Origin of the sequence: Kribbella sp. NBC_01484 (assembly GCF_036227145.1) — a bacterium.
In the GTDB taxonomy this organism is placed as follows: domain Bacteria; phylum Actinomycetota; class Actinomycetes; order Propionibacteriales; family Kribbellaceae; genus Kribbella.
In genome coordinates this window covers 3,530,165-3,556,501 of the sequence record NZ_CP109437.1, presented here as the reverse complement: position 1 = coordinate 3,556,501, position 26,337 = coordinate 3,530,165, and the positions used below count along the sequence as shown (strand labels likewise).

Below are 26,337 nucleotides of genomic sequence, written 5' to 3'. Positions count from 1 at the left end.
CCGGCCGGGCTCGTTGGTCAGAGGGCTGTGGGGCCGTCTCCCGGCGTAGGTAGCAGATAGCTGCTCGGGTTGGCGGGGGCGCCGGCGTCGAGCCAACGGTGGAAGCCGTCGGGGTTGCGGCGCTCGAATTCGTCCAGGCAGATCCGGCGTACTTCGGCGACCGCCTGGCGATCCCGTGGTCCCGCGCCCTGCGCGAGCTGGGTGGCGGTCTCGGCCCAGACTCCGCAGAGCTCCTCGATGCTGAGCGGGCACTTGAGCGACGCGATCAGCGCCTCGTCCTCGAAGAAGTGGGTCTCACTCATCCGCGTGAGCGTCCGCTGCTGCCGTGACAGCCGCGGCCGCCGCTCCGGTACGACGAGGTCGATCAGCACGAACACCGCCGCGAAGACCAGCGCCGCCGCCAGCCCGAGCGCACCCCACGCCAGCATTCGCACCAGCCCCGGCAGGCACAGCACGGCGGCCGCGGATGCGGCCGCGACTATCACCGGTGATTGGAACGGCGCATCGTCGTTCACCTGCCGGATCACCGCGGCGAGCGGCCACACCAGCGCGAACACGACGGCCAGCAGGATCGACGAGGCGAGCGGACCCAGCAGCAGAATGCCGGACAGCACCCCGGTGGTCCCCACCCCCAGACCAGCCGCGATCGCTATCCGCCGCACCACCGGGGAAAGACGCATCACCACTACTCACTCACCGCCGACACGTTCACCTCACAGACACCCGCTACCCCGGAGAACGAACCACCCCCCGTCACGGTTCCCTGAGCCCGCCCCATCAATCGACTCCTGATGGACCCGGGCTGGGTCGAGCATGGGTGCTCAGTCCGTGGGCGAAGCTGTGGTCCGGGCGTTCTTCGCCGATCATGGAACTGATGAGGAGCTTGGAGTGGTGCGCGTGAACGCGGTCGACGAGCGGTTCGCCGAGCGGGTACGTGGGCTCGTGCCGGCCCCGTGGGACCAGCCCACCGAGCTGCTGCGGAGCCTGTACGACGCTCAGCTCGGGAGTCGTCATGCGGACCTGGCGGCGCGCTGGATGCAGTCGCAGGGCAGCGGGTTCTACACGATCGGCTCGGCCGGCCACGAGGGAAACGCGGCCGTCGCCGCCGCTCTCCGACCGACGGATCCGGCGCTCCTGCACTACCGGTCCGGCGCCTTCTACCTCACCCGCGCCGACCAGTGCGGCTCGAAGGAAGGCCTCCGCGACATCCTCCTCGGCGTCGCGGCGGCGACCACAGAGCCGATCGCCGGCGGCCGGCACAAGGTGTTCGGCCGGCACGACCTGGCGATCATCCCGCAGACCTCGACGATCGCATCCCACCTGCCACGGGCGATGGGCGTCGCGTTCTCGCTGAACCGGTCGGGAAAGCTCGGCGTACCGTCGCCGTGGCCGGCCGACGCGATCGTGGTGACCAGCTTCGGCGACGCCTCCGCGAACCACTCCACCGCGACCGGCGCGATCAACGCCGCCCTGCACGCGTCGTACCAGGGACTGCCGATGCCGCTGCTGCTGGTCTGTGAGGACAACGGCATCGGCATCAGCGTGCGCACCCCGGACGGCTGGATCCGGCAGGCGTACGGGCAGCGACCCGGCCTGCGGTACTTCGACGCCGACGGCACGGACCTCGCCGCGACGCTGACCATCGCGACAGAGGCGGCCACCTTCGTCCGGCGCAATCGGCGACCGGCCTTCCTGCGGCTGCGCACCGTCCGCCTGCTCGGCCACGCCGGCTCTGATGTGGAAGCGGCGTACCGGAGTCCCGCCGAGCTGGCCGCGGACGAGGAGCTCGACCCACTCCTCGGTACGGCGCGCCTGCTCCTCGGCACTGGGCTGACAGCGGACGACGTCATCGAGATTTACGAGGACAAGCGGTCCGAGGCGATGGGGATCGCCGCCGAGGTCGCAGGCCTGCCGCAGCTGTCGTCGGCCGAGGCCGTCGCCGCGCCCCTGCGCTTCCCCGACCCGGAGGCCGTCGCGACCTCGTTGCCTCAACGGTCGAAGACGACGGAGCGGCTGACCCTGAGCCAGTCGATCAACCAGGCCCTGAGCGACGTACTCGCGTCCTACCCGGAGGCGATGGTCTTCGGCGAGGATGTCGGCCGCAAGGGCGGGGTGTACGGCGTCACGCGCGGACTGCAGAAGTCATTTGGCCCGGCCCGGGTGTTCGACACCTTGCTGGACGAGCAGTCCATTCTCGGCCTGGGGTTGGGCGCAGGCGTCTCGGGACTGCTGCCGATCCCGGAGATCCAGTACCTCGCCTACCTGCACAACGCCGAAGACCAGCTCCGCGGCGAGGCGGCGTCGCTGAAGTTCTTCTCCCAGGAGCAGTACGCGAACCCGATGGTCCTGCGGGTCGCCGGCTACGGCTACCAGAAGGGGTTCGGCGGCCACTTCCACAACGACGACGCGATCGGCGTCCTCCGCGACATCCCCGGGATCGTGATCGCGTCACCGTCCCGGCCGGACGACGCGGCCGCGATGCTGCATGCCTGCGCGGCGGCCGCGCGATCGTCGGGCACGGTCAGCGTGTTCCTCGAGCCGATCGCGCTCTACCACCGGCGCGATCTGTACGACGACGGGGACGACCAGTGGGTGGCGTCGTACCCGGACGTGCCGGTGCCGATCGGGCGCGGCCGGACGTACGGCGACGGGACGGAGCTGACCGTCGTGACGTTCGGCAACGGCGTGCCGATGAGTCTGCGGGTGGCGGCCCGGGTGCCGGGCATCCGGGTCCTCGACCTGCGCTGGCTGGCGCCGCTGCCGGTCGACGATCTGTTGCGCGAGGCAACTACAACCGGCCGGGTGCTGGTCGTCGACGAGACCCGGCGGTCCGGCGGTGTCTCCGAAGGCGTCCTGGCCACCCTGATCGACCACGGCTACACCGGTCGGCTGGCCCGGGTGACGAGCCACGACTCCTACGTCCCGCTGGGCGCGGCCGCCCACCACGTCCTGCTCAGCGAGCAGACCATCGAGACCGCGGCCCGCGAACTGCTCAGCTGAACAGCCGCTGCCAGAACGACTTCTTGGCCGGCCGTTCAGGCTCGGCGACCGACTGTGGGCGGGCCGGCTCCGGGCGCTCGGCCTTCCACTGCGCCAGGACCGCTTCCTCGTCGACCGTGCCGACCGGAACGACCGGGCCGGTGGTGTCGCGGATGCTGATCAGGATGCGCTTGTTCAGATCCGCGAGGTAGTCCCGCACCTCCGACTCGCGCCGCATCCGCGCGACGGTCTCCTGCACCTTCTGCTTCTCCTTGCGGAGCAGCACCGCCGGCGGCAGCAGCGCGTCGGTCTCGATCTGCTCGCGGCGGATGAAGTCCTTCACCCACCAGTCCGGGTCGTGCGGAGCGGCCAACTTGGTCAGCGGCTTGCCCGCCAACGCCAGGTTGTCGAACTCGCCCGCATTCGCGGCCTGCTGGACCTGGGCCCGGACCCAATCCTGGGTACTCATGCCCGGTGGCTTGCGCTCGGTCATACCCACACTCCATCTGTCCTCATCGACAGTTGCTTCGCGCGGCTCAGTTTATCGGCTTGTGAATGCAATCACAAGACATACTGGGGAGGTGGACCTGACCGACGAAGAGATCGCGGCGATGACACCGGCCGAGCGACGGGACCTGATCCTGCGGCTGGCGCCCCGCCCGCCGGGGATGCCGTCGCGGCGCGCGATCGACCGGATCCGCAAGTTCCGGACCGCGCTGATGCTGGTCTGCGTGGCCGCCCTGATCCCGTGGACCGTCTACCTGGCGATCACCCTGCCCAGCCACTACGTCGCGCGGAACTGGGTCGCGACCTGGGTCGGGTTCGACATCCTGCTGGTCGCCATGCTGACCCTGACCGCGCTCGCGGGCTGGAAGCGCAAGCAGTTCGTCTTCCCGGCCGCGTTCGCCTCCGGGGTGCTGCTGATCTGCGACGCCTGGTTCGATGTGATGACGAGTCAGCGCGGCGGTGACCTCACCCAGGCGCTGCTCAGCGCGTGCCTGGTCGAGCTCCCGCTCGCGTTCATCCTGATCGCCGGCCCGCTGCGCCTGCTCCGGTACGTCGCTGTCCGCCACGGCATGATCCACCCCGAGTCCCGGCTCTGGCGGATGCCCATCCCGATCCCAGATCTCTACCCCGACCACAAGGTGCCGCCCCGCACATAAGGTGGAAGCTCCTACCAGGAAGGGGACGCCGCATGGCCCTCGAGGTGCTGTCCGTTGTCGGTGGCGAGCGAGTGGCGGAAGCGGTACGGCGTACTCCGTCGACCAACCCGGCTCAGCTCAGCGATGTCGTGGGGACGGTCGGCAGTGTGGGGCCTGAGGTGTTCGTGCGCGCGGCCGAGGCGGCCCGGGCGGCACAGGGCGCGTGGGCGGCGACGCCGGCACCGCAGCGTGGGCAGGTGATCGCAGCGGTCGGTCGGCTGATGACCGCCAACAAGGAGCGGCTCGCGGCACTCGTCACGCGCGAGATCGGGAAGCCGATCGCGGAGGCGCGCGGCGAGGTCCAGGAGATCATCGACACCTGCGACTTCTTCATCGGCGAGGGTCGCCGGCTGTACGGGCAGACCGTCCCGTCCGAGATGCCCGACAAGCAGCTGTTCACGTTCCGCCGCCCGGTCGGCACGGTCGCGGTCATCACGGCCGGCAACTTCCCGGTCGCCGTACCGTCCTGGTACATCGTCCCCGCGCTGCTCTGCGGCAACACGGTCGTCTGGAAGCCGGCGGAGTACTCCGCGGTGGTCTCCGACGCGTTCTACGAGATCTTCGCGCACTCCGGCGTACCCGCGGGCGTCTTCAACGTCGTGTACGCCGACGGGCCGGACACGTTCACCGGACTCGAGCAGGCCTTGCGGGCCGGCCTGATCAACAAGGTCGGCTTCACCGGGTCGAGCGCGGTCGGCAGCCGGATCGGCGAACTCTGCGGCCGGCACCTGCAGACACCCTGCCTCGAGCTCGGCGGCAAGAACCCGATGGTGATCACCGAGGACGCCGACCTCGACCTGGCCGTCGAGGGCGCCCTGTTCTCCGGCTTCGGTACGGCGGGTCAGCGGTGCACCTCACTCGGTACGGCGATCGTCCACCGGTCGGTGCACGACGAGTTCCTCGACCGGTTCGGCCGGGCGGTCGCGAGTGCGGCGATGGGCGATCCGACGCAGGACGTGCTGTTCGGTCCGTTGCTGGACGAGAAGTTCGCGGCCGGGTTCGAGAAGTCGCTGGGCTGGATCGCGGCCCACCACCGGGTGATCGGCGCGACCGGACGGGTCACCGCGGAGCACCCGCGGGCCGGTTTCGTCGGCGATCCGTCGGCCGGGTTGTTCTATCACCCGGTGATCGTGGCCGGCGTGCGGCCGGACGACGAGTTGTTCCTGAATGAGACCTTCGGTCCCGTCGTCGGGGTCGCGACGTACACGACGCTCGACGAGGCGATTGCCCTTGGCAACAAGTCTGGCTACGGCCTGTCCAGCTCGATCTACACCACCGATCCGAACAAGGCGTTCCGGTTCGCGCAGGGGATCTCGGCCGGGATGGTGAGTGTGAACAACTCGACCTCCGGCGCCGAGGCGCATCTGCCGTTCGGTGGCAACGGCAAGTCGGGCAACGGCTCCCGGCAGAGCGGGATCTGGGTGCTCGACCAGTTCACCCGCTGGCAGTCGATGAACTGGGACTACTCCGGCAAGCTGCAGAAGGCGCAGATGGACGTCGAGACGGTCGAGGCTGATCTCGACTATCGGCTGCCGTGACGAGACCGCATTTGGGGGGCTGGGACATGCACTCGGGTCCTCGGACACGAAATAACCTGTCCTGGCCCACCAGAAGCTGTTCAAGCCCCCCGGCAGTTGGCACCGGGGCTCGGGGGTGTCAGCTGATGGCGACGCGGCTCGGCGAGCGCTGATGGCGGCGCACTTGCCGGGAGCCGCCGACGTAGTGATCGTCGGCGGTGGCGTGATGGGCACGAGCATCGCGTTCCACCTCGCCGAAGCCGGCGTGGCGAACGTGCTGCTGCTGGAGCGCAACGAGCTCGGTTCCGGCTCGACCTCGAAGGCGGCCGGTGGAGTGCGGGCCAACTTCTCCGACGAGCTGAACATCGCGCTGGGCGCCCGCAGTCTGGAGGCGTTCGCGCGGTTCGGCGAACGACCCGGCCAGGAGATCGACCTGCAGCGTGTCGGCTACCTGTTCCTGCTCGAGACGGCCGACCAGCTCGAACTGTTCCGCGAGAGCACCCGTCTGCAGAACGCGGCCGGCCAGCCGACCCGGATGATCGACGTCGACGAAGCGGTCAGCCTCGCCCCGATCCTCGCGCCGGACGACCTGGCCGGCGCCTGTTTCTCCCCGGCGGACGGGCACTGTACGCCGGAGTCCGTCGTACTCGGCTATGCGACCGCGGCCCGCCGGCTCGGCGCCACCTTGGCCACCGGGTGCGAGGTCCTCGGTATCGATGCCCTCGGCAACCACATCACCGCGGTCCGGACCAGCCGTGGCGACGTACGCACCGGCACGGTCATCTGCGTGGCCGGCGCCTGGTCGGCGCCGCTCGCCGAGTTGGTCGGGGTCGAGTTGCCGGTCACGCCGTTGCGGCGGCAGATCGTCGTCACCGAGGCGATCCCGGACCTTCCGGCCGGCCTCCCGATGACGATCGACTTCAGCAGCACGTTCTACTTCCACCGCGAGGGTCCCGGCCTGCTGGTCGGGATGTCGGACCCCGACGAGCAACCCGGCTTCCACCTGAACCGGACCGACACCTGGCTCCCCCGGCTGACCGAGGCGATGACCAGGCGCGCACCCTCGTTGCTCGACGTCGGCCTGACCGGCGGCTGGGCCGGCCTCTACGAGGTGACTCCGGATCACAACGCGCTCATCGGCGAGGCCGACGGAGTGTCCAGATTCCTTTACGCCACAGGGTTTTCCGGCCACGGCTTCCTGCAGGGACCGGCCGTCGGCGAGATCATCCGCGACCTCTACCTCGGCCGCGAGCCGTTCGTCGACATCAGCCCACTCGACGCCCGCCGCTTCCACACGTCTGCTGCACGCGCCGAACGAAACATCGTCTGACACCTCGCAACGTCCGAAGAAGTGTGGCCCATATAGCGCTCGTTTCTTCGGACGTAACGAGCCTCAGTCGACGACTGCGCCGGCGGTGAGGTTGAGGGCGGTGGCTGTCATGGAGCGGGCTAGGTCGGAGGCGGCGAAGGTCGCCAGCGCGCCGACATCGGCGAGCGTCGCGGCCCGCTGGAGCATCGTGCGTGCGGCCGTGTCCTTGGCCAGGCTCTGTTTGACCTTCTCGCCGTAGCTGTCCGGAATCGCCTCGGGGATGCCGCCGGTCTGCAGCGTGAGCACCCTGATGCCGTGGGGTCCCAGCTCGCAGGCGAGACTGCGACGGAGCGCTTCGACCGCGCCGAAGCCGACCTGGAACGCGCCGAGGTTCGCCGTCGGAGGGCCGTATCCGCCGAAGGTCAGGATGACACCCGAGCCGCGCTGGGTCATGTGCCGGGCGGCCGCGCGCGACGTGAGATAGAAGGTGCGGACCATCGTCGACACCGGCAGCTCGACGTCCGCGAGGGACATCTCGATCAGCGGCGTCCCGAAGAACTGCCGGTTGCCGATCAGGTTGAACGAGATGTCGATGCCGCCGGCCGCGGCCGCCACCGCGTCAGCGTGCTCGTCCACCAAACGCTCGTCGAGCGCGTCGACGACTCCGATCTCCGCGGTCCCGCCCGCTGCACGGATCTCGTCCGCGACCCGTTTGAGCGTGTCCGCCGTACGCCCGGCGAGATACACCGTCGCGCCCTCGGCTGCGAAGGCCTTGGCGACCGCGGTGCCGATCGGGCCGGCCGCGCCGTACACGATCGCGTTCTTTCCGGTGAGCATCATGAGTGGCTCTCCTTGGCCAGTTCGGTGACGAGGTCGTCGAGTTGTTGCATCGACGCCCGGATGCCGCGTTCCATGCCGCCGGCGACGTACAGGTCGCGGTCCTCGACGGCGAAGAACACGGTGTTCTGCCGCAGTGTCGTGATGCCGTCGGCCTCGTCGAGGGTGATCAGATTCAGATAGACGGTCCCGGGCTGCTGGTCGAACTCGTACGTCTGCACGATCCGCTCCGGCGTCGGCGTCCCGTGGTACAGCCCGTGGAAGACATACCCCTTGCCGTCGGCGTCGTAGTGCGTCCAGCGCCACCGGCCGCCGTGCTGTGGATCGAGCTGGTTCACGATCAGCTCGAGACCGGCCGGCCCGAGCCAGCGCGCCACCAGGTCCGGCTCGGTGTACGCGCGGAACAGCAGCTCTCGCGGTGCTCTGAACTCCCTGGTGACGATGACCTGCGGTACGCCGGGCTCCGCGATCACCTGGATCTCGCTCATGACTCGTCCTTCAGTTCGTCGAGCAGTCTGTCCAGACGGTCGAAGCTCTCCGCCCAGTAGGCGCGGTAGTCCATCAGCCAGCCGACGGCCGCCCGCAGCGGTTCGGCCTCGAGATGGCTCAACCGGGCGGTCGCCCGCTGCGTGCGGCTGATCAGGCCGGCCTGCTCGAGCACCTTCAGGTGCTTGGAGACGGCCGGCTGCGACATCGTGAACGGCTTGGCGAGCTCGGCGACGGTTGCGTCACCGTCGCGGAGCTGCCGCAGGATCGCCCGCCGGGTCGGATCCGCCAGCGCCGCGAACACCCCGCTCAGCTGATCATAACCATCTGGTTGTAGAACCATGTGGTTAAGAATGCAGGCGGAGTTCTCCGGGTGTCAACCGGCAGGAGGGAACTCAGGGACCGTTGCGCGGAGTGCCACCCGGGTCTTGGGGCCAGTTGTTCGGGTCGCACCACTTGGGATCCCAGCCCCGCTGGAGGCAGTACTGCCGCAAGATCTCTTCCCGTGTCGGCGGCGTGCTCGTGCGCGGTGGCTTGGGGGTCTTCTTCGCCGTGGTCGCGGTCTTGGTCGGCGTCGGGTCGGTCTGTTCCTCGGTGGGGCGCACGGTGGTCCGGGTCTTGGTCGGCTGGGTCGGCCGCTGCGTGGGCTTCTGGGTCGGCGTCACGGTCGCCTTCGGCACCGGTGGCGGCGTGGTGGTCTGCGGCACGACGGGCGACGGGCTCGCGGACGGTGTCGGCGTACTGTCGTCGACGACCTGGACAGCCTGCGGGTCACCGGAGTCGCCACCGAACAGGCCGAGCGCGGACACCGCCCAGATGTTGACTGCGAGGAAGAGGACCAGCGCGCCGGCTCCGGCGTACATCACCCGGCGGGACGGACCGCCGTACCGGCCGATCGGGCCGCGGACCGGTTTGCCCTTGCCGTCGACCCAGAACTGCCAGCCCCCGGGAGCCGGCGCCCAGGACGGATCGGGACGCCAGGTTTTCGGTGGGACCCAACTGCGGCGGGGCGGCGACGGCCAGGTCGGCGGGACCACGAACCGCTTCAAGAAACTCCCCCATCTCCGCCTCGGACCCTGGTCAGGCTAGTGGATCGACTGAACACCCAGGCCAACGACACAGGCCCCACGCAAGCTACTTACGGCTTCTCACCACCGGCGTGTCGCGCTGGCTTTTTCGATCAACCCATGGATGGGACAGCCATCGAGTCAGGTCGGCCGTACCGGATGGCCGAGGGCTAGAGCACCTCGTCCAGCAGTCTGGTCAGGTCTTCGCCGAACGGGCGATCCGCTTCGATCGGAGGTACGGCGGCATCGACGGCCCGCATGAGGTTGCGGAGGCCGGCCGGGATCGGGCGTTTCGACAGGGCGAACGCCTGCCGGACGGCCAGGAGTTCGCAGGCAGTCGTCTCGCGGGTGCGGCGGATCGCCTCGGCAAGGACGCCGACGGCCTCCCAGGAGAACGACTGGACGTCCTCCTGGCCGTTCGAGGTCTCCGCCGTACTGATTGCCGTGGGCAACGTGAGGCGGCGGAGATAGTGGGTGGTGGCGACGGCTCGCTTGTGGACGGCGACGAGCCCGGCCTGCGGACCGGGCTCGCGGGCCAGCTGGGCAGGCAGGCCGGTCACTCGCGGGTCGAGCAAGCGGTGCAGCCGGGCGGTCGAGACCTCGGCGGCGTGGGCGAGCGAAGCGGTCAGGTGATCGCAGTGCGCTGCCAGATCGATGCCGTGGAACCCGGCCGTCCCGACGAACTCACCGTCGAGGTACGCCGGTGAGTCCGTCACACCGTTGAACGCCCGCTCGACCGCTTCGTCCAAGGCCCGCAGATTCCGCTGGACATGCGCGATCACGTGACCCGCAACGCGAAACGACACAGGTGCTTGAAGGGCTTGCGGCTCGGCCTCGGGCCCGGCCAACTCGCGGATCCGAGTGAATTCAGCGGCCAGGAGGTCGTCACCCCGGGCAGCCGCCGGCTGATACGGCGCGCGGTTGGCGCCGACCACAGCGATCGCCCCGGCAGCAACCGCACTCAGGTTGTCGGCGAGACGGCGTACCCGCGTGGAGTGGAGAGCAACTCGTCCGGTGGCGCCGGGGATCCCGGCGAGCAAAGCGATGCCCTCCTTCGGGCCGAGCTCGAACGAGTCCGGCCCGGTCACCAACGGAGCGAAGGCGTGGGCGAGGGGGATGATCTCGCCGGCTGAGCCTGCTCCTTCGACGGGGATCTTCGGCACCTGTCCGCTGTTGATGTAGTCGACCAACTGTCCGATGAGCTCGACCGAGACCCCCGCGTCGCCGGTGAGGAAGGTCTTCAGGCGGCCGATCAGGACGGCTCGGGCTTCGTCGGCCGGGAGCCAGGGCGGGCCGCCGACCGCGCGGCCGAGCAGCAGATTGCGTTGGTGGATGCGCTGCTCGTGCTCGGACAGCCGGATTTTGCTGAGGTTGCCCATTCCCGTGTTGACGCCGTAGACGGCATCGCCGGTCGAGAGAGCCTGCAGGACGCTGGAGCGGATCGCGGCCAGACGATCCAGGAGGGGCTGGGCGATGGTGATCGGCTCGGTGGAGGCCGGATCGAGGTCTGCGGGTTCGTTGATCATCAGTGGAAGCGCAGCATCGTGCCGACGTTCGCCGTCTCGGCCTTACGCAGGATCAGGTGAGCGATCGCGACGTCGAGCAGCGACAGCCCGCGGTGCCAGAAAAGGTTGCGCTCGGCATCGTTCTCCCGGCCCGGCTTGCGGCCGGCCACGATCTCACCGAGCTCGGCGTACAAGGTCGCCGGCGACAGCCGCCCGGTGTCCACATGCCGCCGCAACGACCCGAACCGCCCCGACTGCGCCTCCCGCCAGTCGTCGACGACCACCTTGTCCATCACGTCCAGCAGATCGAGCTCGACCGCGCTGATCGTCCCGTACGGTACGACGAACGCACCCGGCTTCACCGCCGCCGTCCGCAACAGCGGCTCCGGCTCGGTCAACCGCGTCGCCTCGACCAGTACATCGGCCCCGTCGAACGCCTCCTCCGCGGTCGCCATCACGCGCACCGGTGTCGACAATTCGGCGGACAGTTCGGCGGCGAACTTCTCGCGCGACTCCGGCCGCTGCGACGTCACCCGGATCTCGTCCAGGTCGAAGAGGTCGTCGAGCATGGTCACGTTCCACCACGCCGTACCGCGAGCGCCTGCGTGGGCGAGGATCTTGCTGTCCCGCCGGGCCAGGTAGCGGGCGCCGACCGTGGTCATCGCTCCGGTCCGGGCCGCGGTGATCATGGTCGCGTCCAGCACCGCGAGCGGCACGCCGGTGGTCGGGTCGAACAGGGTCGCCATCGCCAGCTCGCTCGGCAGGCCCTTCTGGTAGTTCGGGACGAAGTCGCCGACCACCTTGACCCCGCTGATGCCATGCTCGCCGAGCCCGTCGAGGTGACCACGCAGGACGTTGAAATGGCCGATGCCGCCGTTGTCCGGCATCAGGTGCACCCGCGGTTCGAAGCTGGTTCGCCCTTCGCCGTGCTCACGCACCGCATCCTCGACCGCGTCCACGATCTCCAGCCGGGTCAGCCCCAGCGAGTCGATCTCCGGCCCACTCAGAAACCGCAACCAGATCCCGTCCGTCACCTTCACGACGGTACATACAGACAGGAGGTAGTCCACCTACCGGCCACAAGGTGGGACCGCCTGAGCGTGCCGAGGCGACATACGTAGAGATGTACGTCCTGTTCGTCTGCACAACCGACGGCGCTGCTGCTTCTTCCTGCCACACCTTTCGAGGGGCAGCATGGCCGTGTGGACCTGACAGCTGTTCCAGTCACCAAGCCCGACGACCTCAATGTGATCATCGGGCAGTCTCACTTCATCAAGACCGTCGAGGATCTGCACGAGGCCCTGATCGGGGTCAGCCCGCACCTGCGCTTCGGGCTGGCGTTCTGCGAGGCGTCCGGGCTGCGGCTGATCCGCCACTCCGGCAACGATCCCGACCTCGTCGAACTCGCGGTCGAGAACGCGCAGGCCATCGCTGCCGGCCACTCGTTCATCGTGTTCCTACGCGAGGGTTATCCGGTCAACGTCCTCCCCGCCATGCGGCAGGTGCCGGAGATTTGCGGGATCTTCTGCGCTACCGCCAACGCGGTCGAAGTCCTGGTGGCCGAGACCGACCTCGGCCGCGGGATCATCGGTGTGATCGACGGGCAACCGCCACTCGGCGTCGAGAGCGAGTCAGACCTGACCGACCGCAAGCTGCTGCTCCGGCAGATCGGCTACAAGCTGTAGGGACCCTGTCACGCACCCAGGAGGTGGATGACGGCCTTGGCGTAGGCCTGTTCGGCGTCTTCGGCGGTGTGGGTGGAGTCGGTGAGGTCTACCCGGAAGCCGCCGGGGACGGCCTCGAGGGTGTGGAAGTGGTTGCCGAGGAGGGCGCGGAGCTGCTCCTCGCGGGGGAGCCAGATGACCTCGCGCTGCTCGATGCTGTCCAGGGCCCACTCGGTGGTGCCGTTGAAGCCGATCACCTTGCTGCCCTGGTAGTCGTGCACCTCGACGGTCATGTCGCTCACCACGAACACGTCCTCGTCCATGTCCCGGTCCGGTACGACGAAACGATCCCCTGCCGCGGGCGCCCACAGCACCCCGGCCTTGCGCAGTCGCCCGGCCTGCTCGATCGTGATCACCCCTCCATCCTCCCCGCGCCGTTCAACCCCCGCAGGTCCGGGCGAGCCGCGGGGATGGTGGTGCGGCCGCGCGCCTCAGTGACGGAGGGCGGCCCGGAGCTCCTCGGCGCGGTGGGCGATCCGGTCCCGGCAGTCGTCGGTCAGCGGCAGGTCGACGAGTGCGGACGCCTGCAGCTGGCTCAGCCCGAGCCGCAAGCGCAGCCCGCTGACCGCGGCCTGCCGGTCGGCAGCGGCGGCCACAACCGCGGCGACCTCGTCCCGCCGCTCGAACGCGGCCAGGATGCCGTCGTAGATGTCCAACTGGGTGTGCGCCGAGCGATCCGGCTCCGGCACGATCGTCTCGCCTCCCGTCTCACCGCCACGAATCACCTGTCGCCACAAGGCGGGGACAGCGAGGCGCGCACGCGTGTAGCGCCGGGGCAGCGGTTGGGCGTATGTCATCGTCATCGTCAGCTCCCGTTGGGTGTCGGATCAGTCGGACTTCGCCACCGCGTGGGGTTCACGCGGTGGGCACTTCGTGCCGGGCGCGGTCAGCGCCTCGAAGTGCCAGGGTTCGTTGTCGTAGCGGCGGCAGACGCCGTACCGCCAGCCGTTCTTGTTCAGCCAGGTCATGGCGGCCGCCGGACCGACGTCCACGGCCTTGCCCAGCACGTGGGCGGAGTACTTCGGCGGCAGCACCCACCGGGTCGCCAGCTTGTACGAGCCGTACTTCTTGATCGCCTCGTTCAGCAGCCGCTGCTGCTTGGTCGCGCTCCGCCGGGCCGAGGTGATCCGGATCGTGACGCCGTCGGCCTTCGCGGCTGCCATCGCCCGCTTCAGTCGCGCCTTCAGCTTCGGCGACAACCCGTCGATGCTCTCCTCGGCCGACACCTTCGTCGTCCTGACCGGCTTCTTCGGCGGCTTCGGCGTCCTGGTCGTCTTCGGCGGAGTGGACGGTGAGTGGGTCGGAGTGTGCGTCGGCTTGGTCGCGGGCGGCGCGCCGACTGCCGGTGCGCTCACGCTCGACACCACCGGCTCCTTGTCCGCGGCCAGACCGAGCATGTCCCCCAGTTGCGCATGCCAGAGCAGCAGCGAACCGACCACCCCCACGGCGACCACACCACCGGTCACGGACAGCAACCGCGTCCGCACCGCGCCGGTCCGGCGCGGGTGCAGGTCGTTCCTCATGGGGTACAGCCTCTCGGATCGGGCGGGGTCGGCACATCGGTCCCAGGGACCGTCCTGACGTCCCATCCGTAGCCCCTGAGTATCAATTCGGACGCCGAGCCTCCTCCAAAAGTTGGAGAGCCTGCCCCTCCGGGCAGATGAAGCTTCGGCGAACGGCGGCTGACTACGCTGGGCGACGTGATGAGTATCTGGCGCCGTTTGGCGCAGCCGCAGCAGGATCTGCTGCTCGCTGCGCTCATCGGGCTGGTCTGGTTCACGGCGCTGAACCTCATCAACGGCAGCGGGCTGCGGCCGCAGAACCCGGCCGTCTCGGTGGTGACCGGCGTCTTCCTGGTCGCCACGGTCGCCTTCGGCCGGCGGATCCCGCGCACGATGCTGGTGATCGTCTCGGTGCTCTACCCCTTCCTGTACGCCGCGGTCGGCACCGGCCTGGCCGCCCAGGTCGGGATCACGGTCTTCGGCCAGCCCGAGATCAGCGACGCCGCACTGCAGTCCGAGATCCACCTGGTCCCGCTCCTCGTCGTCGGGTATCTGGCGGCATCGAGCGGCGTACGGCGCTTCACCTGTCTGTTCTTCACCATGGGCAGCCTGGCCGCGCTGATGATCGGCCTGCCGACCGTGGTCGCGATCGTCCTCAGCCACGCGAACCGCGCGATCCTGTACGGCGATCGGTACCAGAAGCTGCCCAGGGATCTGTCGAGCCTCTACAGCTACATCGACGTCTCGCTGTTCGTGTTCGCCGAGGCGCTGATCTGCGGCATGGTGCTGCTCGGTGCGGACGCCCGGCGGCGGCGGAAGTCGGTCGCCCTGCTGGAGCAGCGGAACGCCGAACTGGTCCGGCTGCGCGCGGTCGAGGCCGAGCGGGCCGCGGTCGCGGAACGCACCCGGATCGCCCGCGACCTGCACGACGTCATCTCCCACCACGTCAGCGCGGTGGTGATCCGGGCCCAGGCCGCCGACCGGGTGGCCGACCAGCGGCCCGAGGTGCTGCGGGAGGCGATCCGCTGGATCATTGCCAGCGGCAAGGAAGCGCTGACCGCGATGCGGGAGACGGTCCGGGTCCTCAACACCGCGTCGCCGGGCGTCGACGGAGCCTCGCCGGGCTCCGGCGGCGGGACCACTCCGGTCCCGGATCTGTCCGATGTCGCGCGGATGGGCGACAGGCTGAAGGCCGTCGGCATCGACGTGAGCATGAACCTGCCGTCGCGGCAGCGGCAGCTGACCTCGGCCACCGATCTGACCGCGGTCCGGATCATCCAGGAGGCGCTGACCAACGTGATGGTCCACGCCAAGGCGACCGCTGCCCGGGTCACCTGGCAGAGTGGGCCGGAGGGCGAACTGCTGACCATCGACGACAACGGCAGCGGCGGGCCGCCGCCGGTGAACGTGCTGGAGACGGCCCGGCGGAGCGAGAGTGGCCGCGGCAACGGACTGATCGGGATGCGGGAACGGGCGACGGCGGTCGGCGGCACACTGGCCGTCGCGGCCGGCCCCTTGGGTGGATGGAGGGTGCAGGCATGGCTGCCGCCGCAGAACTGAACGAGCCGGAGTCCGGGCAGATCCGGATCCTGGTCGCCGACGACCAGGGCGTGATCCGGATGGGGCTGGCGATGATCCTGGACCACGAACCGGACCTGACCACCGTCGCCCAGGCCGGGGACGGCGAGGAGGCGCTCCGGCTGATCGAGCAGTACGACCCGGACGTGGTCCTGATGGACATCCGGATGCCGGTGATGGACGGGCTGGTCGCGACCGAGCGGATCACGTCCGCCAACAAGGCGGCCGGCCGTTCGCGGCCCGCCGTACTGGTGCTGACGACGTTCGACGACGAGGCGTACGTCTTGAGCGCGGTCCGGGCCGGGGCGTCCGGGTTCCTGCTCAAGGACACCGATCCGGACCTGCTGGTGTCAGCGGTACGCGCGGTGTACCGGGGCGACTCGCTGGTCGACCCGGCGTCGACGCGGGTGCTGCTGGAGCGGTGCATGGAGCTCGAGCGCCAGGTCGGCGGTACGGCGGAACCCGTGCCGGCGCAACCGGATCCGCGGTGGGTCGGGCTGCTGGGACATCTGAGCGAGCGGGAGCGGGAGATCCTGGTCTGGATGGCCCGCGGCCTGTCGAACCGGGACCTGGCCACCAAGCTGTTCGTCAGCGAGACGACCGTGAAGACCCACGTCAGCAGCGTGCTGTCGAAGCTGGGGCTGTCCAGCCGGGTGCAGGCGGTCGTGGTCGCCTACGAGGCCGGCGTGGTCCGCCCGGGCGAGGCCGACGTCCGCTGGGACTCTTAGTGTCCGCTTACGGGACACTAAGAGAACAGATACACAGCCAGGCCCACGACGGCGAGCACAATCACGATGGTCAGGGCTTGGCTGAGGATCGACGCCTGCCGGCGCCGCGGGAGGAAGTCTCCGGTCATACCTTCAAGAGTGCTTCGCGAACCGCCGCCGCCCATCGGCCATCAGAATGGTTCTGTCCTACTACCAGGGGATGAGATGGTTGCCCTGGGCCCAGACTTACGACTCGCCGAAGTACTCGCGCCGGACCTTCTTCGGGACGCACATCGCCCAGGCGTCCAGGATCAGCTCGCGGAGTTCGTCGAACTCGAGCGCGGCCAGCCGCACCTCGATCCACCGGAACCGTTCGTCCGAGGGCCGCGGCGGCAGGAACTTGTCCGGCTCGGCCGCCAGCGCCGCGGCTCGCTCCTCCCGCGGGAACCCGATCCCGATCGTCTGCTCGTCCGGCGCGATCGCCAGGTACACGATCTGCCCGACCCGGAACTTGATCCGGTCGCGCACCAGCACCTCGTAGCTGCGCGGCAGGTCCGCCGTGACTGCCCTGATGTCCGTGAGATCGACCACGATCCAACGATAGACCGCTATCACTGACACCTGTTGTCAGTGATTCCGGTTGTACCTTGGTCGGATGCCTGCTGTGCTGAGTGCGGTCGAAGGGGCCGAGGTGGTGTTCCGCCTCGCCGACCTTTCGCATGCCTTCACCGGCGTCCGGCTCTGGCAGGAGCTCGGACTCGCGGCCGAGCTGCTCGAGTTCAAGCCGGTCGACTACGGATGGGAGCTGCGCCTGCCGCGGCCGTCCGTGCACCGGATGGAGTACCTGTTCGACATCGCCGACCTCGGGATGCGGACCGATCCGACCAACTCACGGCTTGTCGGCGGCGCCTTCGGTGAGCACTCCTGGCTGCCGCTCCCCGGGTACGTCGAGCCCGCCTGGATCACGGCTGAGTCGATCGCGTCGACGCTGACCCCGCTCACCGTGGAGTCCCCGCTCGGGCCGGTCGACGCGCAGGTCTGGGCACCGGAAGGCATCGCGCCGACCTTCGAGCTCCCCCTCCTGCTCGCCCACGACGGTCCCGAGTTCGCCGCGTACGCCGGTCTGACCCACTACGCCGGCGCGATGGTCGCCTCTGGAAGGCTGTCGCCTTTCCGGCTCGTTCTGATGCACCCCACCGCCCGCAATCTCTGGTACGCCGCCAACCCGCAGTACGCCGAGGCCCTGACGCAGCACGTGCTCCCTGCCGTCCAGGCGCAGTACCGGAGCCGGAAGCCGGTGATGATGGGCGCGAGCCTGGGAGCGCTCGCGGCGCTGCACGCGGAATGGCACTATCCCGGCACCTTCGACGGGCTGTTCCTGCAGTCCGGATCGTTCTTCACACCGGAGACGGACCCGCAGGAGTCGAAGTTCGAGTTCTACGCCCGGGTCACCGGCTTCGTGAAGCAGGTGCTGACGGCAACCACGGCGCCGAGTACGCCGCTGGTCGGGATGACCGCCGGGACGACCGAGGAGAACGTGCACAACAACCGGGTGATGGCGGCGAAGCTGGCCGATCTCGGGCTCACCGTGGCGTTCGGCGAAACGCCGGACATGCACAACTTCACAGCCTGGCGTGATGTGCTGGATCCTGATCTCACGGATCTACTGCGACAGACCTGGGGTGGGGCTGATGGAGCGTGAGCAGGTCGAGTTGGAGGCACCGGGGCTTGACCGCCGCGGGACGGTGATCCGCTACGGGCATTTCGGCCGCCCGGTGCTGGTCTTCCCGAGCGAACAGGGCCGGGCCTGGGACTACGAGAACAACGGCATGGTCGACGCGGTCGCGGACCTGATCGAGGCCGGCCGGGTGAAGCTGTACTGCGTGGACTCCTTCGACCACGTCAGCTGGTCGGACCGGAGCATCCAGCTCGAGGACCGCGCCCGCCGGCACGGGCTGTACGAGTCGTGGATCGTCGATCGGGTGGTCCCGACGATCGGCTCGGACTCCCCGGGCGTGAGTGACATCATCACCACCGGCTGTAGCCTCGGCGCCTTCCACGCGCTCAACTTCGCGTTCAAGCGGGCGGATCTGTTCCCGATCGCGATCTGCCAGTCCGGCAACTACGACGCGGCCAGCTGGTACGCGTGGGGTGAGCGCGGCGAGGCGACGTACTTCAACAACCCGGCCGACTACCTGCCCAACCTCGAGGGCGACCACCTGCAGTGGCTGCGCGACCGGATCTTCATCGTGCTCACGGTCGGTCAGGGCGACTGGGAGACCAACCCCACCGGCTCGCTGCCGTCGGCTCGCGCGACCGCCGCCGTACTGGAGGCGAAGGGCATCCCCCATGACTTCGATCTCTGGGGGTATGACGTGGCGCACGACTGGCCCTGGTGGCGCCGGCAGATCGCCCATCACCTGCCGCGGTTCTGCTAGGAGAAGGAGATTCGCCATGAGCGACTGGAACACGAAGACCATCGAGGAGTTCCGGGCGAACGAGGGCAGGGTCGGCGGGAACTTCGAGGGCGCTCCGATGACCCTGCTGCATTCCCGCGGTCGCACGAGCGGCCGGGAGTATGTCACCCCGACGATGTACCTCCCGGACGAGACCGAGCCGGACACGATCTACGTCTTCGCCACCAAGCGCGGGGCACCGACCAACCCGGACTGGTACCGCAACCTGACGGCCGCCGGCGACGGCACCGTCGAACGCGGAACCGAGACCTACCAGGTGATCGTCCGCGAGTTGACCGGCGCCGAGCGGGACCGCATCTACGCCGAACAAGCGCGACGCTATCCAGGATTCGTCGAGTACGAACGCCGAACTGCCGGGGTCCGCACCATTCCCGTGCTCGAGCTCAAGCGGGCGTAGCGCGTCGCTGGGGCCGGTGCGGTCGACGGGCGGGCGGAACGTCCCTACCCTCGAAGCACGCCGACGTACGGAGGATGACTGTGGCTGATCGCTCGCGGCATTTGATCGGGTTGTTGCTTGGAGCCGAGGAGGACTGGCCGCAGGCGTTCGAGGCGCTGCTGCAGCGGGTCGGGCCGGTAAGCCTCGACGGGCACGAGCACGAGTTCGGGTCCCGGCGGCTGACCATCGAGCCGTTCGACCTGAACGACCCGGTCCGGGTCGGGCTGGTGATCGACCGGCTCGCGTACTGGTACTACCACCCGCGCGAGTGGCTGAAGAAGGCCGCGCTGATGAACGGCACCTACCTGCTGAACTCGCCGTTCACGTTCCAGTCGATGGAGAAGCACTCGGCGTACTGCGCGATGCTCCGGCTCGGGCTGAAGATCCCGCGGACCGTGCTGGTGCCGTACAAGAACCCGCTCGACAACGTCCGCTGGGCCTACACGTCGGCGAAGTACAACAAGTCGTTCGACCTGGACGCGATCGCCGCCGACCTCGGGTACCCGCTGTACATGAAGCCGTTCGACGGCGGCGGCTGGCGGGGCGTGTCCCGGATCAACAACCAGGACGACCTGCACACGGCGTACGACGAGTCCGGCGAGATGCTGATGCACTTGCAAGCGACGGTCGAGTACGACAAGTTCGCCCGGGCGCTGTCGATCGGCGCCGAGACGATGGTGATGGACTTCCGCCCGGATGAGCCGATGCACAACCGGTACGCCGTCTCGCACGACTTCCTCAGCCCGTCCGCCGGGCACCAGGCGGTGGCGATCAGCCGGATCGTGAACGCGTTCTTCGGCTGGGAGTTCAACTCCTGCGAGATGCTGGTCAAGGGTGACGACGTCTACCCGATCGACTACGCCAACGCCTGCCCGGATGTCGCGGTGACCTCGCTGCACTACTACTTCCCGTGGGCGATCAGCGCGCTGGTGAAGTGGTCGGTCTTCTCACTCGCGACCGCCCGGCGCAGCAGGATCGACCTGCACACCGGGCGGTACTTCGCGATCGCGGACGACGAGTCGCTCGACTACGACGCCAAGCTCGACGCCTATCTGGCCCTCGCCGACGAGCACTTCGAGACCGCGAAGTACCACGAGTGGTGCGCCGAGCACCTGCCCGACTTCGACGCCCGCGTCCGCGAGTGGGTCGCCGGCGCCGACTTCGACCGCCTGCTCCGGGAGACGGTCGCGGGCACCTATCCCGTCCACGAGCAGGAGGAGTTCCTGTCCCATTTCAAGGGGCTCACCAACCTGTGGCTGTCCGATCAGGCCTCGGGGAGCCGCGAGACCTGATAGTGCGCGATCAGCCAGGAGTCACCCACCTGGCGCAGGATCACGCTCAGGTAGAGCGGCAAAGTCGGCCGGTCGGTGAACGAGAAGTCGACCGCGGCGTACCCGAGGATCAGGTCGTCGGCCAGCCGCCGGTTCTCGACGATCCGGTACGACGCGCTCATCCCGAGCGGCTGTGAGTCGTAGTACTCGGCCACGTCGTCCGGGCCTACGCCGTACGGGTGCAGGCCCTGGAAGATCGCGTCGTCGGTGAAGGTCGACGCCACCCGCTTCGGCTCGTGGGCGTCGACACCGGCCTTCCACTCGTCGAGGACGGTGTGCAGGATGTCGAGTTCGGTCATGAGAGTTCTCCTAAGTCGGATTGGGGGCGAACGAGGGAAGCGGCCGTCAGTGACCGGCCAGCTGGCCGCCGTCCACGTGCAGGATCTCGCCGGTCACGAAGGCGGCGCCCTCCAGGTAGATGACGGCGTCGACGATGTCGTCGATCTCACCGAGCCGGCCGACCGGGTGCAGCGCGGCCAGGAACTCATGCGTCTCGGCCGGGTGCATCGGCGTACGGACGACACCGGGGGCAACGGCGTTGACCCGGATGCCCCGGGAGGCGTACTCGGTGGCGAGCGACTTCGTGACTGCATTCAGCCCGCCCTTGGTCAGCGATGCCAACGCGGACGGCACGGTGCTGAGGGCGTGATCGGCCAGGGTGGTCGTGATGTTGACGATGTGACCGCCGCCCTGCTCCAGCATCGCCTCGGCGGTGCTTTGGCTGAGCTCGAAGAACCCACGCAGGTTGACCCCGAGGACGAGGTCGTAGTCCGCGTCGGTGTATTCGGTGAACGGCTTGGCGAGGAAGACGCCGGCGTTGTTGATCAGCGTGTCGACCCGGCCGAACTCGCGCAGCCCGGCCTCGATGATCCGCGCGCCCACGCCCGGCTCGGCAACATCGCCCGGCACGGTCAGCACCAGCGGGTCGTCCGACGGTGCGATCGTGCGGGAGTTGGCGACGACGGCATAGCCGAGCTTGCGGTACGCCGCGACGAGGGCCGCACCGATGCCCTGGGACGCACCGGTCACGACGGCGACTTTCTGGGAACTCATGGTTCTCACTTTCTCGAAGGTTTGTACTTCGATAGTTGTCGAACCATGTGAGGTTTTCCACGATCGGTTTTCTCTCAGCTGGGAGGCCCGGCCTACTACGATCAGTGGGTGGAACTGCGGCAGTTGCGGTACTTCGTGGCGGTTGCGGAGGAGCTGAACTTCGGTCGCGCCGCCGCCCGGCTGCACATCGCCGGGCCGTCGCTCTCGCAGCAGATCAAATCGCTGGAGCGCGACCTCGGTGTCCGGTTGTTCGAGCGCGATCGCCGTACTGTGACCCTGACGGCCATCGGTGAGACGCTGCTTCCACAGACGCGCGCCATGCTCGAGCAGGCCGACGCGTTGCGCCGTACGGCGGCCGGCTTCGCGGCGAGTGAGCCGGTGCGGCTCGGGTACGTCAGTTGGCGTCCGGCCGATCTGGCCGAGCGCACCTCCGGGGTCGCACAACTGCGGGTCGATGCGTGGGTGATGCCCTCGCACACGCAGGCGGCCCGGGTCGCCGATGGCAGCATCGACCTGGCCATCTGCTGGGTCCGGGCCACCGATCTGGCCGAGCAGGACCTCGACGGCCGGCTGATCGGCGCGGACCGGTTGTCCGCCGTGTCGTTCGGTCCGGACGAGTCCGCCGTACGCGCGAAGGACACAGCGGTCCTGCTGGACACCGACACCGCGACGTGGGCGTCGTGGAACATCTACGCGGTGGAGTTCGCCCGGACGACCGGCGCCGAGCTGGTCCGGATCGACGATCACGGGATCACCGGGCCGGCGTTCTTCGATCACGTACGACGTCTGCGCCGGCCGGTCGTGAGTTCGCCCAAGCGAGACGCGACGCCGCTGCCCCGGGATATGGTCCGTCGGCCGGTGGCCGATCCGGTGCCGGTCTGGACTTGGGCGCTGGTGTCCCGCCGCGACGAGCCGCGGGCCGCCGTACGTGCCGCTCTGTCGGCGCTGACCGACGACGTGGCGATCGACCTGACCGAGCCAGGCATCTGGCTCCCCGCCGACGACCCGTTCCGTCCGCGCTGACCTAGAATCGCCATCCGTGGGAAGGGTCCGCACACTCGCTCAGGTGTATCGGCACTTCGGTGAGGTCGACGCCGCCGGCACATCGCCGCTGTACGAGCGCGTCGCCGTGGCCCTGAGCGAGTCCGAGGAGGCACTGCGCGCGATCGAGGCGGCGCCGGCGCGCAAGCGGCACCCCACGGTGATCCTCGCCGCACTGCACGACCTCGCCCTCGCCGGACGCGCCCCGGCGCTGAGCGCGGCCTATGCGTCAGCGGACAGCGTCGCTGCCGCCGGCGCGGCGATCGACACATTGCTGCGCATGACCGACTCGGTCGTGGCCATCGCCGTACGCCGGAAGCCGTGGACCAATGAGACCGGGCGCGGCGCCGTGCTGTATCCGGCGATCGCCGAGGCGGCGCGACGGGTCGGCGCGAACGCGGTCGGGCTGATCGATGTGGGCTGTTCGGCCGGGTTCAATCTCACTGTCGATCGGGTTGGCATCTCGTACAGCAACGGACAATCGCTGGGCGATCCGTCATCTCCCGTGCAGCTGTCGGCTTCGATCGTGCGCGACCGGCCAGTTCCGGCGCGCACGCTGCCAGAGGTCGTCGTCCGGGTCGGTGTCGACCTCGATCCGGTCGACGTGACCGACGCGGAGGAAGCCCGATGGTTGCGCGCCTGCGTGTGGCCAGATCAAGCAGAGCACCTCGCGAGGCTCGAGGCGGAGTTGGCATTGGCGGCGAGTGCGCCTCCGCTGCTGATGCGAGGTGACGCCGTCGAGGTGCTGCCCGACGCCTTCGCAAGCGTGCCCGCGGACGCCCTGCCTGTCGTCACCACGACGTGGACGCTGTCGAAATTCTCGCTCGAGAGCCGTCTGCGCTTCCTGCACCGCCTCGACGAAGCGGCCACCAACCGGCCGGTGGCGTCGGTGTCCGTGGAGGGGGTCGGCGTCGCGCCGGCGATACCGACCTTCGGCGACCGCCCCGCCTCCGGCCACAGCATCATCGGCCTGGCCGTCTTCGACCACTCAACCCTCCACGCCGAGTCCCTGGGCCGCTCCTGGTCCCAGGGCCGCCTGCTCTCCTGGCTCGCAGACTCCTGACCTCTCGACCTGGTCAGCCGAGCAGCAGCCGCAGCCCGGCGGCCAGGGCGATGCCCGCGGCGACCGCCGGCAACAGCGGAAGTCTCAGGACAGAAAGGATGCCGGCGGCACCGACTCCGGCGAGTTGTGTCCAGTCCAGTCGCTTGCCGCCGAGTTCTGTCACGATGAGACCCGCCAGCAGCACGGGAGCTATCAGACCTACCACCCGGATCGCCGCCGGCGGCAGCCTGCGTTCGCCGATCGACAGCGGGCCACCGGCCTTCATGAGCCAGTTGACGACGGTCACGGCCAGGGCGGCCAGCCAGAGCCTCACGACGCCTCCTCAGTGAGCTTGGCCGGCTCGGAGGCGTGCTCCGGAATCAGGCCGATCAGTGCGGCGGCCGTGGCGCCGAGCAGGGCGTAGCCCGGATCGGTCACCAGCAACAAGGCCGCGGCGATACCGGCACCCAGCAGCGACGCGGCGAACGCTCGACGAGACCGCCTCAGTTCGTCCAGCGCGAGCACCAGGAAGAACGCCGGGAACACGACGTCCAGCCCGAGCCGGTGCATCAGCTCAGACGACGGAGCGGTCAGTGCGCCGACCGCGGTCCCGAGCACCCAGGCGATCCATTGCGGCAGGCTGACGCCGATCAAGCGGGACACGTCGTACCGTCCATCGTCGCGGTGAGCGAGGACGAACGAGGCGTCCACGAGGGCCTGGGCCTGGAGGGCCCGGGACAGCCGGCTGCCGTGCAGGCTGTCGTTCAGGGCGACGCTCATGACGAGATAGCGCCCGTTGATCAGGGCAGCCGAGGCGATGGCGGCCGCCACAGTCCCTCCGGACAATGCCGTCAGCAACGTGAACTGGGCGGATCCGGAGAATGCCAGCGCTGAGAACAGGACAGGCAGCCCGAGTCCCCAGCCCCGAGCCTCGGCTTCGGCGCCGAAGCTGAGCGCCAGGACGAACCCCGCACCGGCCGGCCCGAGGCCGAGCCGGACTCCAGCGGCGAAGGCGGTCCGGTCGATCGCGATCATGCCGGCGCTCCGGAGTGGCGCTGGTAATGCCTGCGGGCCCGGGCCCGATTGCCGCAGTCCGCCGAACTGCACCACCGCCGCGAACCGTTCTTGCTGCGGTCCAGAAACAACCAGCCGCAATCGTTGTCGGCGCACTGCCGCAACCGGTGCAGGTCCTCATCCTCGAAGAACCGCCACACGGCCAACCGCACCTGGCCGGCGACGGTCCCGGCGCGCCAGGTCAACGGCCGCGCGCTGACCAGGGTGGCGTTGCGTACGGCGTCCTCGGCCACCTCCCGCAGTACGGCGAGATCGGCAGCGCGAGGCTCGTCGCCGGCCGTAAGCGGACGCAGGACGGCATAAGCAGTCTCACGGCATCGCACCAGCGTGCGGCGCAGGTCACCTGGATCTTCCCCGGCCGGATCAAGGCCCGTGGCCGTCAACCACCTCCGGAGGCCGACCGGATCCGCGATCCGGTCGATCCGGCGCCGAACGTCCAACCGCCACGCCACGGTGTTGACCAGATCGAGCGCGAGATGTCCGCCGATCAACTCCGGCCGATACTCCATGGCTCCGCCTCTCCTTTCTAACGCCCAAAGTCCACCATGGGTCGTTAGGTGATCTTCGCGCAACCGCACCGCGCGTCTAGGCTGGGCCAGTGCGCGACGAGGACGTTCCGGGCTGGTGGCAGCGGTTGGGGCTGGACGGGCTGGTGGATGTGCATGTGCACTTTCCTGCCGGACCAGGTGATGAACGCCGTCTGGGCGTACTTCGACCACGCCTCGGAGCACTACAGCACCGACTGGCCGATCACCTACCGGACGCCGGTCGAGGAGCGGCTGAAAACCCTTCAGACGTTGGGGATTCGCGCGTTCCCGGCGCTGGTGTATCCGCACAAGCCCGACATGGCCGCGTGGCTGAACGTCTGGGCGCGAGACTTCGCCGCGTCGACGCCGGGTTGCGTGCCCAGTGGGACGTTCTATCCGGAACCGGGCGCGGCTGCGTACGTGCGCGAGGCCTTGGAGCTGGGGACCCGGATCTTCAAGGTCCACCTGCAGGTGGGTGACTACGATCCGCGGACCGACGAGCTCGATGACGTGTGGGGTCAGCTGGCGGAGGCCGGCGTACCAGTGGTGGTGCACTGCGGCTCCGGCCCGATCCGCGGCCGGCATACGGGCCCGGGCCCCTTCGGCGACGTACTACGCAAGCACCCGCAGCTGACCGCAGTCATCGCCCACCTGGGCATGCCCGAATACGCCGAGCACCTGGCCCTCACGTCGTACCCAAACGTCCACCTGGACACCACGATGGCGTTGACTCCCTTCACCGAAGCCCTGATGCCCTTCCCCCGCGACCTGATCCCGCGCCTCGCCGATCTCCAGGACCGCATCGTCCTGGGCTCCGACTTCCCCAACATCCCCTACCCGTACGCCGTCCAGCTCTCCGCTCTGGAATCCCTCGACCTAGGCGATGCGTGGCTGCGCGCAGTCTGCCGGGACAACGGCGCGAGCCTCCTAGGCCTGTGACACG

General features: G+C 69.0%; 31 protein-coding genes. 14 read left to right on the top strand and 17 right to left on the bottom strand.

The features are described from left to right. Positions 1-17: 17 nt before the first annotated feature. The gene (locus tag OG555_RS17550) at positions 18-680 is read right to left on the bottom strand and encodes a hypothetical protein (RefSeq protein ID WP_329483972.1); all 663 of its coding nucleotides are present in this window, start codon (positions 678-680) and stop codon (positions 18-20) included. A gap of 148 nt (positions 681-828) precedes the next feature. On the opposite strand from OG555_RS17550, the gene OG555_RS17545 reads away from it, so the two are divergent. Beyond that, complete coding sequence (locus OG555_RS17545) at positions 829-3,000, top strand: thiamine pyrophosphate-dependent enzyme (RefSeq protein ID WP_329483971.1); 2,172 nt, start codon at positions 829-831, stop codon at positions 2,998-3,000. On the opposite strand, the gene OG555_RS17540 is transcribed toward OG555_RS17545, so the two are convergent. Beyond that, positions 2,993-3,472 (bottom strand): J-domain-containing protein, encoded by a 480-nt coding sequence (locus tag OG555_RS17540; protein ID WP_329483970.1) that lies wholly within the window; start codon positions 3,470-3,472, stop codon positions 2,993-2,995. The two genes, OG555_RS17545 and OG555_RS17540, sit on opposite strands and share 8 nt — an antisense overlap. 88 nt (positions 3,473-3,560) lie before the next feature. On the opposite strand from OG555_RS17540, the gene OG555_RS17535 reads away from it, so the two are divergent. The 3 genes from OG555_RS17535 (at position 3,561) to OG555_RS17525 (ending at position 7,028) form a co-directional block, all read left to right on the top strand. Then, positions 3,561-4,142 (top strand): hypothetical protein, encoded by a 582-nt coding sequence (locus OG555_RS17535; RefSeq protein ID WP_329483969.1) that lies wholly within the window; start codon positions 3,561-3,563, stop codon positions 4,140-4,142. Positions 4,143-4,174: 32 nt separating this feature from the next. Next, the gene (locus OG555_RS17530; RefSeq protein ID WP_329483968.1) at positions 4,175-5,719 is read left to right on the top strand and encodes an aldehyde dehydrogenase family protein; all 1,545 of its coding nucleotides are present in this window, start codon (positions 4,175-4,177) and stop codon (positions 5,717-5,719) included. 151 nt (positions 5,720-5,870) lie between these two features. After that, on the top strand, positions 5,871-7,028 hold the full coding sequence (locus OG555_RS17525) for an NAD(P)/FAD-dependent oxidoreductase (protein WP_329483967.1): 1,158 nt from the start codon (positions 5,871-5,873) through the stop codon (positions 7,026-7,028). A 63-nt stretch (positions 7,029-7,091) separates the two neighbouring features. Here OG555_RS17525 and OG555_RS17520 read toward each other — a convergent pair whose 3' ends face one another. The 6 genes from OG555_RS17520 to OG555_RS17495 form a co-directional block, all read right to left on the bottom strand. Beyond that, positions 7,092-7,847 (bottom strand): SDR family NAD(P)-dependent oxidoreductase, encoded by a 756-nt coding sequence (locus tag OG555_RS17520; RefSeq protein WP_329483966.1) that lies wholly within the window; start codon positions 7,845-7,847, stop codon positions 7,092-7,094. Next, complete coding sequence (locus OG555_RS17515) at positions 7,844-8,332, bottom strand: SRPBCC domain-containing protein (RefSeq protein ID WP_329483965.1); 489 nt, start codon at positions 8,330-8,332, stop codon at positions 7,844-7,846. The genes OG555_RS17520 and OG555_RS17515 overlap by 4 nt, the downstream gene beginning before the upstream one ends. Further along, on the bottom strand, positions 8,329-8,673 hold the full coding sequence (locus OG555_RS17510) for an ArsR/SmtB family transcription factor (protein ID WP_329483964.1): 345 nt from the start codon (positions 8,671-8,673) through the stop codon (positions 8,329-8,331). The genes OG555_RS17515 and OG555_RS17510 overlap by 4 nt, the downstream gene beginning before the upstream one ends. Positions 8,674-8,725: 52 nt before the next feature. After that, complete coding sequence (locus OG555_RS17505; RefSeq protein WP_329483963.1) at positions 8,726-9,379, bottom strand: hypothetical protein; 654 nt, start codon at positions 9,377-9,379, stop codon at positions 8,726-8,728. A 188-nt stretch (positions 9,380-9,567) separates the two neighbouring features. Continuing rightward, positions 9,568-10,923: an aromatic amino acid lyase gene (locus tag OG555_RS17500; RefSeq protein ID WP_329483962.1), complete on the bottom strand. Its 1,356-nt coding sequence runs from the start codon at positions 10,921-10,923 to the stop codon at positions 9,568-9,570. Then, complete coding sequence (locus OG555_RS17495; protein ID WP_329483961.1) at positions 10,923-11,936, bottom strand: ornithine cyclodeaminase family protein; 1,014 nt, start codon at positions 11,934-11,936, stop codon at positions 10,923-10,925. The genes OG555_RS17500 and OG555_RS17495 overlap by 1 nt, the downstream gene beginning before the upstream one ends. A 168-nt stretch (positions 11,937-12,104) precedes the next feature. Here OG555_RS17495 and OG555_RS17490 point away from each other — a divergent pair, with 168 nt between their 5' ends. After that, a complete protein-coding gene (locus OG555_RS17490) occupies positions 12,105-12,587 on the top strand; it encodes an adenosine-specific kinase (protein WP_329483960.1) in 483 nt (160 codons plus the stop codon). An 8-nt stretch (positions 12,588-12,595) separates the two neighbouring features. Here OG555_RS17490 and OG555_RS17485 read toward each other — a convergent pair whose 3' ends face one another. The 3 genes from OG555_RS17485 to OG555_RS17475 form a co-directional block, all read right to left on the bottom strand. Continuing rightward, entirely contained in the window at positions 12,596-12,982 is a 387-nt protein-coding gene (locus OG555_RS17485; protein WP_329483959.1) for a pilus assembly protein CpaE, read from the bottom strand. Between the two features lie 75 nt (positions 12,983-13,057). Next, entirely contained in the window at positions 13,058-13,429 is a 372-nt protein-coding gene (locus OG555_RS17480) for a hypothetical protein (protein WP_329483958.1), read from the bottom strand. A 24-nt stretch (positions 13,430-13,453) separates the two neighbouring features. Next, on the bottom strand, positions 13,454-14,149 hold the full coding sequence (locus OG555_RS17475) for a D-alanyl-D-alanine carboxypeptidase family protein (protein WP_329483957.1): 696 nt from the start codon (positions 14,147-14,149) through the stop codon (positions 13,454-13,456). Between the two features lie 180 nt (positions 14,150-14,329). Here OG555_RS17475 and OG555_RS17470 point away from each other — a divergent pair, with 180 nt between their 5' ends. Continuing rightward, positions 14,330-15,688 carry a sensor histidine kinase gene (locus tag OG555_RS17470; protein ID WP_329484839.1) on the top strand — a complete coding sequence of 453 codons (1,359 nt, stop codon included), beginning with the start codon at positions 14,330-14,332 and terminating at the stop codon, positions 15,686-15,688. After that, positions 15,667-16,434, top strand: a complete 768-nt coding sequence (locus tag OG555_RS17465; RefSeq protein ID WP_329483956.1) for a response regulator transcription factor — start codon at positions 15,667-15,669, stop codon at positions 16,432-16,434. Before OG555_RS17470 ends, OG555_RS17465 begins: the two co-directional genes overlap by 22 nt. 225 nt (positions 16,435-16,659) lie before the next feature. Here OG555_RS17465 and OG555_RS17460 read toward each other — a convergent pair whose 3' ends face one another. Beyond that, the gene (locus OG555_RS17460; RefSeq protein WP_329483955.1) at positions 16,660-17,004 is read right to left on the bottom strand and encodes an MmcQ/YjbR family DNA-binding protein; all 345 of its coding nucleotides are present in this window, start codon (positions 17,002-17,004) and stop codon (positions 16,660-16,662) included. 64 nt (positions 17,005-17,068) lie between these two features. On the opposite strand from OG555_RS17460, the gene OG555_RS17455 reads away from it, so the two are divergent. The 4 genes from OG555_RS17455 (at position 17,069) to OG555_RS17440 (ending at position 20,618) form a co-directional block, all read left to right on the top strand. Beyond that, the gene (locus tag OG555_RS17455) at positions 17,069-18,115 is read left to right on the top strand and encodes an alpha/beta hydrolase (RefSeq protein WP_329483954.1); all 1,047 of its coding nucleotides are present in this window, start codon (positions 17,069-17,071) and stop codon (positions 18,113-18,115) included. Further along, positions 18,105-18,851, top strand: a complete 747-nt coding sequence (locus OG555_RS17450; RefSeq protein WP_329483953.1) for an esterase family protein — start codon at positions 18,105-18,107, stop codon at positions 18,849-18,851. The genes OG555_RS17455 and OG555_RS17450 overlap by 11 nt, the downstream gene beginning before the upstream one ends. Positions 18,852-18,867: 16 nt before the next feature. Further along, entirely contained in the window at positions 18,868-19,287 is a 420-nt protein-coding gene (locus OG555_RS17445) for a nitroreductase family deazaflavin-dependent oxidoreductase (RefSeq protein ID WP_329483952.1), read from the top strand. An 80-nt stretch (positions 19,288-19,367) separates the two neighbouring features. Continuing rightward, complete coding sequence (locus OG555_RS17440; protein WP_329483951.1) at positions 19,368-20,618, top strand: ATP-grasp domain-containing protein; 1,251 nt, start codon at positions 19,368-19,370, stop codon at positions 20,616-20,618. Here OG555_RS17440 and OG555_RS17435 read toward each other — a convergent pair. Together OG555_RS17435 and OG555_RS17430 are read right to left on the bottom strand one after the other, a co-directional pair. Next, positions 20,591-20,956: a YybH family protein gene (locus OG555_RS17435; RefSeq protein ID WP_329483950.1), complete on the bottom strand. Its 366-nt coding sequence runs from the start codon at positions 20,954-20,956 to the stop codon at positions 20,591-20,593. The genes OG555_RS17440 and OG555_RS17435 overlap by 28 nt on opposite strands. A 46-nt stretch (positions 20,957-21,002) precedes the next feature. After that, a complete protein-coding gene (locus OG555_RS17430; protein ID WP_329483949.1) occupies positions 21,003-21,710 on the bottom strand; it encodes an SDR family NAD(P)-dependent oxidoreductase in 708 nt (235 codons plus the stop codon). Between the two features lie 108 nt (positions 21,711-21,818). Here OG555_RS17430 and OG555_RS17425 point away from each other — a divergent pair, with 108 nt between their 5' ends. Both OG555_RS17425 and OG555_RS17420 read left to right on the top strand, forming a co-directional pair. Further along, a complete protein-coding gene (locus OG555_RS17425) occupies positions 21,819-22,733 on the top strand; it encodes a LysR family transcriptional regulator (RefSeq protein ID WP_329483948.1) in 915 nt (304 codons plus the stop codon). A gap of 16 nt (positions 22,734-22,749) precedes the next feature. After that, positions 22,750-23,814 carry a DUF2332 domain-containing protein gene (locus tag OG555_RS17420; protein WP_329483947.1) on the top strand — a complete coding sequence of 355 codons (1,065 nt, stop codon included), beginning with the start codon at positions 22,750-22,752 and terminating at the stop codon, positions 23,812-23,814. 13 nt (positions 23,815-23,827) lie between these two features. On the opposite strand, the gene OG555_RS17415 is transcribed toward OG555_RS17420, so the two are convergent. The 3 genes from OG555_RS17415 to OG555_RS17405 are packed head-to-tail and all read right to left on the bottom strand — an operon-like array spanning position 23,828 to position 25,376. Further along, positions 23,828-24,127, bottom strand: coding sequence for an AzlD domain-containing protein (locus tag OG555_RS17415; protein WP_329483946.1), 300 nt, complete (start codon positions 24,125-24,127; stop codon positions 23,828-23,830). Next, the gene (locus OG555_RS17410) at positions 24,124-24,828 is read right to left on the bottom strand and encodes an AzlC family ABC transporter permease (protein ID WP_329483945.1); all 705 of its coding nucleotides are present in this window, start codon (positions 24,826-24,828) and stop codon (positions 24,124-24,126) included. The genes OG555_RS17415 and OG555_RS17410 overlap by 4 nt, the downstream gene beginning before the upstream one ends. Beyond that, positions 24,825-25,376: a CGNR zinc finger domain-containing protein gene (locus OG555_RS17405; protein ID WP_329483944.1), complete on the bottom strand. Its 552-nt coding sequence runs from the start codon at positions 25,374-25,376 to the stop codon at positions 24,825-24,827. Before OG555_RS17405 ends, OG555_RS17410 begins: the two co-directional genes overlap by 4 nt. A gap of 153 nt (positions 25,377-25,529) precedes the next feature. Here OG555_RS17405 and OG555_RS17400 point away from each other — a divergent pair, with 153 nt between their 5' ends. Further along, on the top strand, positions 25,530-26,333 hold the full coding sequence (locus OG555_RS17400; RefSeq protein WP_329483943.1) for an amidohydrolase family protein: 804 nt from the start codon (positions 25,530-25,532) through the stop codon (positions 26,331-26,333). Positions 26,334-26,337: the final 4 nt, after the last annotated feature.

What these genes read in the sequence shown, in the direction of transcription:
- OG555_RS17540 (WP_329483970.1), bottom strand. Translation starts at nt 3,472, where the DNA reads ATGACCGAGCGCAAGCCACCGGGCATGAGTACCCAGGATTGGGTCCGG.
- OG555_RS17455 (WP_329483954.1), top strand. Translation starts at nt 17,069, where the DNA reads ATGCCTGCTGTGCTGAGTGCGGTCGAAGGGGCCGAGGTGGTGTTCCGC.
- OG555_RS17515 (WP_329483965.1), bottom strand. Translation starts at nt 8,332, where the DNA reads ATGAGCGAGATCCAGGTGATCGCGGAGCCCGGCGTACCGCAGGTCATC.
- OG555_RS17550 (WP_329483972.1), bottom strand. Translation starts at nt 680, where the DNA reads ATGCGTCTTTCCCCGGTGGTGCGGCGGATAGCGATCGCGGCTGGTCTG.
- OG555_RS17465 (WP_329483956.1), top strand. Translation starts at nt 15,667, where the DNA reads ATGGCTGCCGCCGCAGAACTGAACGAGCCGGAGTCCGGGCAGATCCGG.
- OG555_RS17475 (WP_329483957.1), bottom strand. Translation starts at nt 14,149, where the DNA reads ATGAGGAACGACCTGCACCCGCGCCGGACCGGCGCGGTGCGGACGCGG.
- OG555_RS17430 (WP_329483949.1), bottom strand. Translation starts at nt 21,710, where the DNA reads ATGAGTTCCCAGAAAGTCGCCGTCGTGACCGGTGCGTCCCAGGGCATC.
- OG555_RS17480 (WP_329483958.1), bottom strand. Translation starts at nt 13,429, where the DNA reads ATGACGATGACATACGCCCAACCGCTGCCCCGGCGCTACACGCGTGCG.
- OG555_RS17500 (WP_329483962.1), bottom strand. Translation starts at nt 10,923, where the DNA reads ATGATCAACGAACCCGCAGACCTCGATCCGGCCTCCACCGAGCCGATC.
- OG555_RS17400 (WP_329483943.1), top strand. Translation starts at nt 25,530, where the DNA reads ATGTGCACTTTCCTGCCGGACCAGGTGATGAACGCCGTCTGGGCGTAC.
- OG555_RS17445 (WP_329483952.1), top strand. Translation starts at nt 18,868, where the DNA reads ATGAGCGACTGGAACACGAAGACCATCGAGGAGTTCCGGGCGAACGAG.
- OG555_RS17470 (WP_329484839.1), top strand. Translation starts at nt 14,330, where the DNA reads ATGAGTATCTGGCGCCGTTTGGCGCAGCCGCAGCAGGATCTGCTGCTC.
- OG555_RS17405 (WP_329483944.1), bottom strand. Translation starts at nt 25,376, where the DNA reads ATGGAGTATCGGCCGGAGTTGATCGGCGGACATCTCGCGCTCGATCTG.
- OG555_RS17435 (WP_329483950.1), bottom strand. Translation starts at nt 20,956, where the DNA reads ATGACCGAACTCGACATCCTGCACACCGTCCTCGACGAGTGGAAGGCC.
- OG555_RS17510 (WP_329483964.1), bottom strand. Translation starts at nt 8,673, where the DNA reads ATGGTTCTACAACCAGATGGTTATGATCAGCTGAGCGGGGTGTTCGCG.
- OG555_RS17410 (WP_329483945.1), bottom strand. Translation starts at nt 24,828, where the DNA reads ATGATCGCGATCGACCGGACCGCCTTCGCCGCTGGAGTCCGGCTCGGC.
- OG555_RS17530 (WP_329483968.1), top strand. Translation starts at nt 4,175, where the DNA reads ATGGCCCTCGAGGTGCTGTCCGTTGTCGGTGGCGAGCGAGTGGCGGAA.
- OG555_RS17450 (WP_329483953.1), top strand. Translation starts at nt 18,105, where the DNA reads ATGGAGCGTGAGCAGGTCGAGTTGGAGGCACCGGGGCTTGACCGCCGC.
- OG555_RS17520 (WP_329483966.1), bottom strand. Translation starts at nt 7,847, where the DNA reads ATGATGCTCACCGGAAAGAACGCGATCGTGTACGGCGCGGCCGGCCCG.
- OG555_RS17525 (WP_329483967.1), top strand. Translation starts at nt 5,871, where the DNA reads ATGGCGGCGCACTTGCCGGGAGCCGCCGACGTAGTGATCGTCGGCGGT.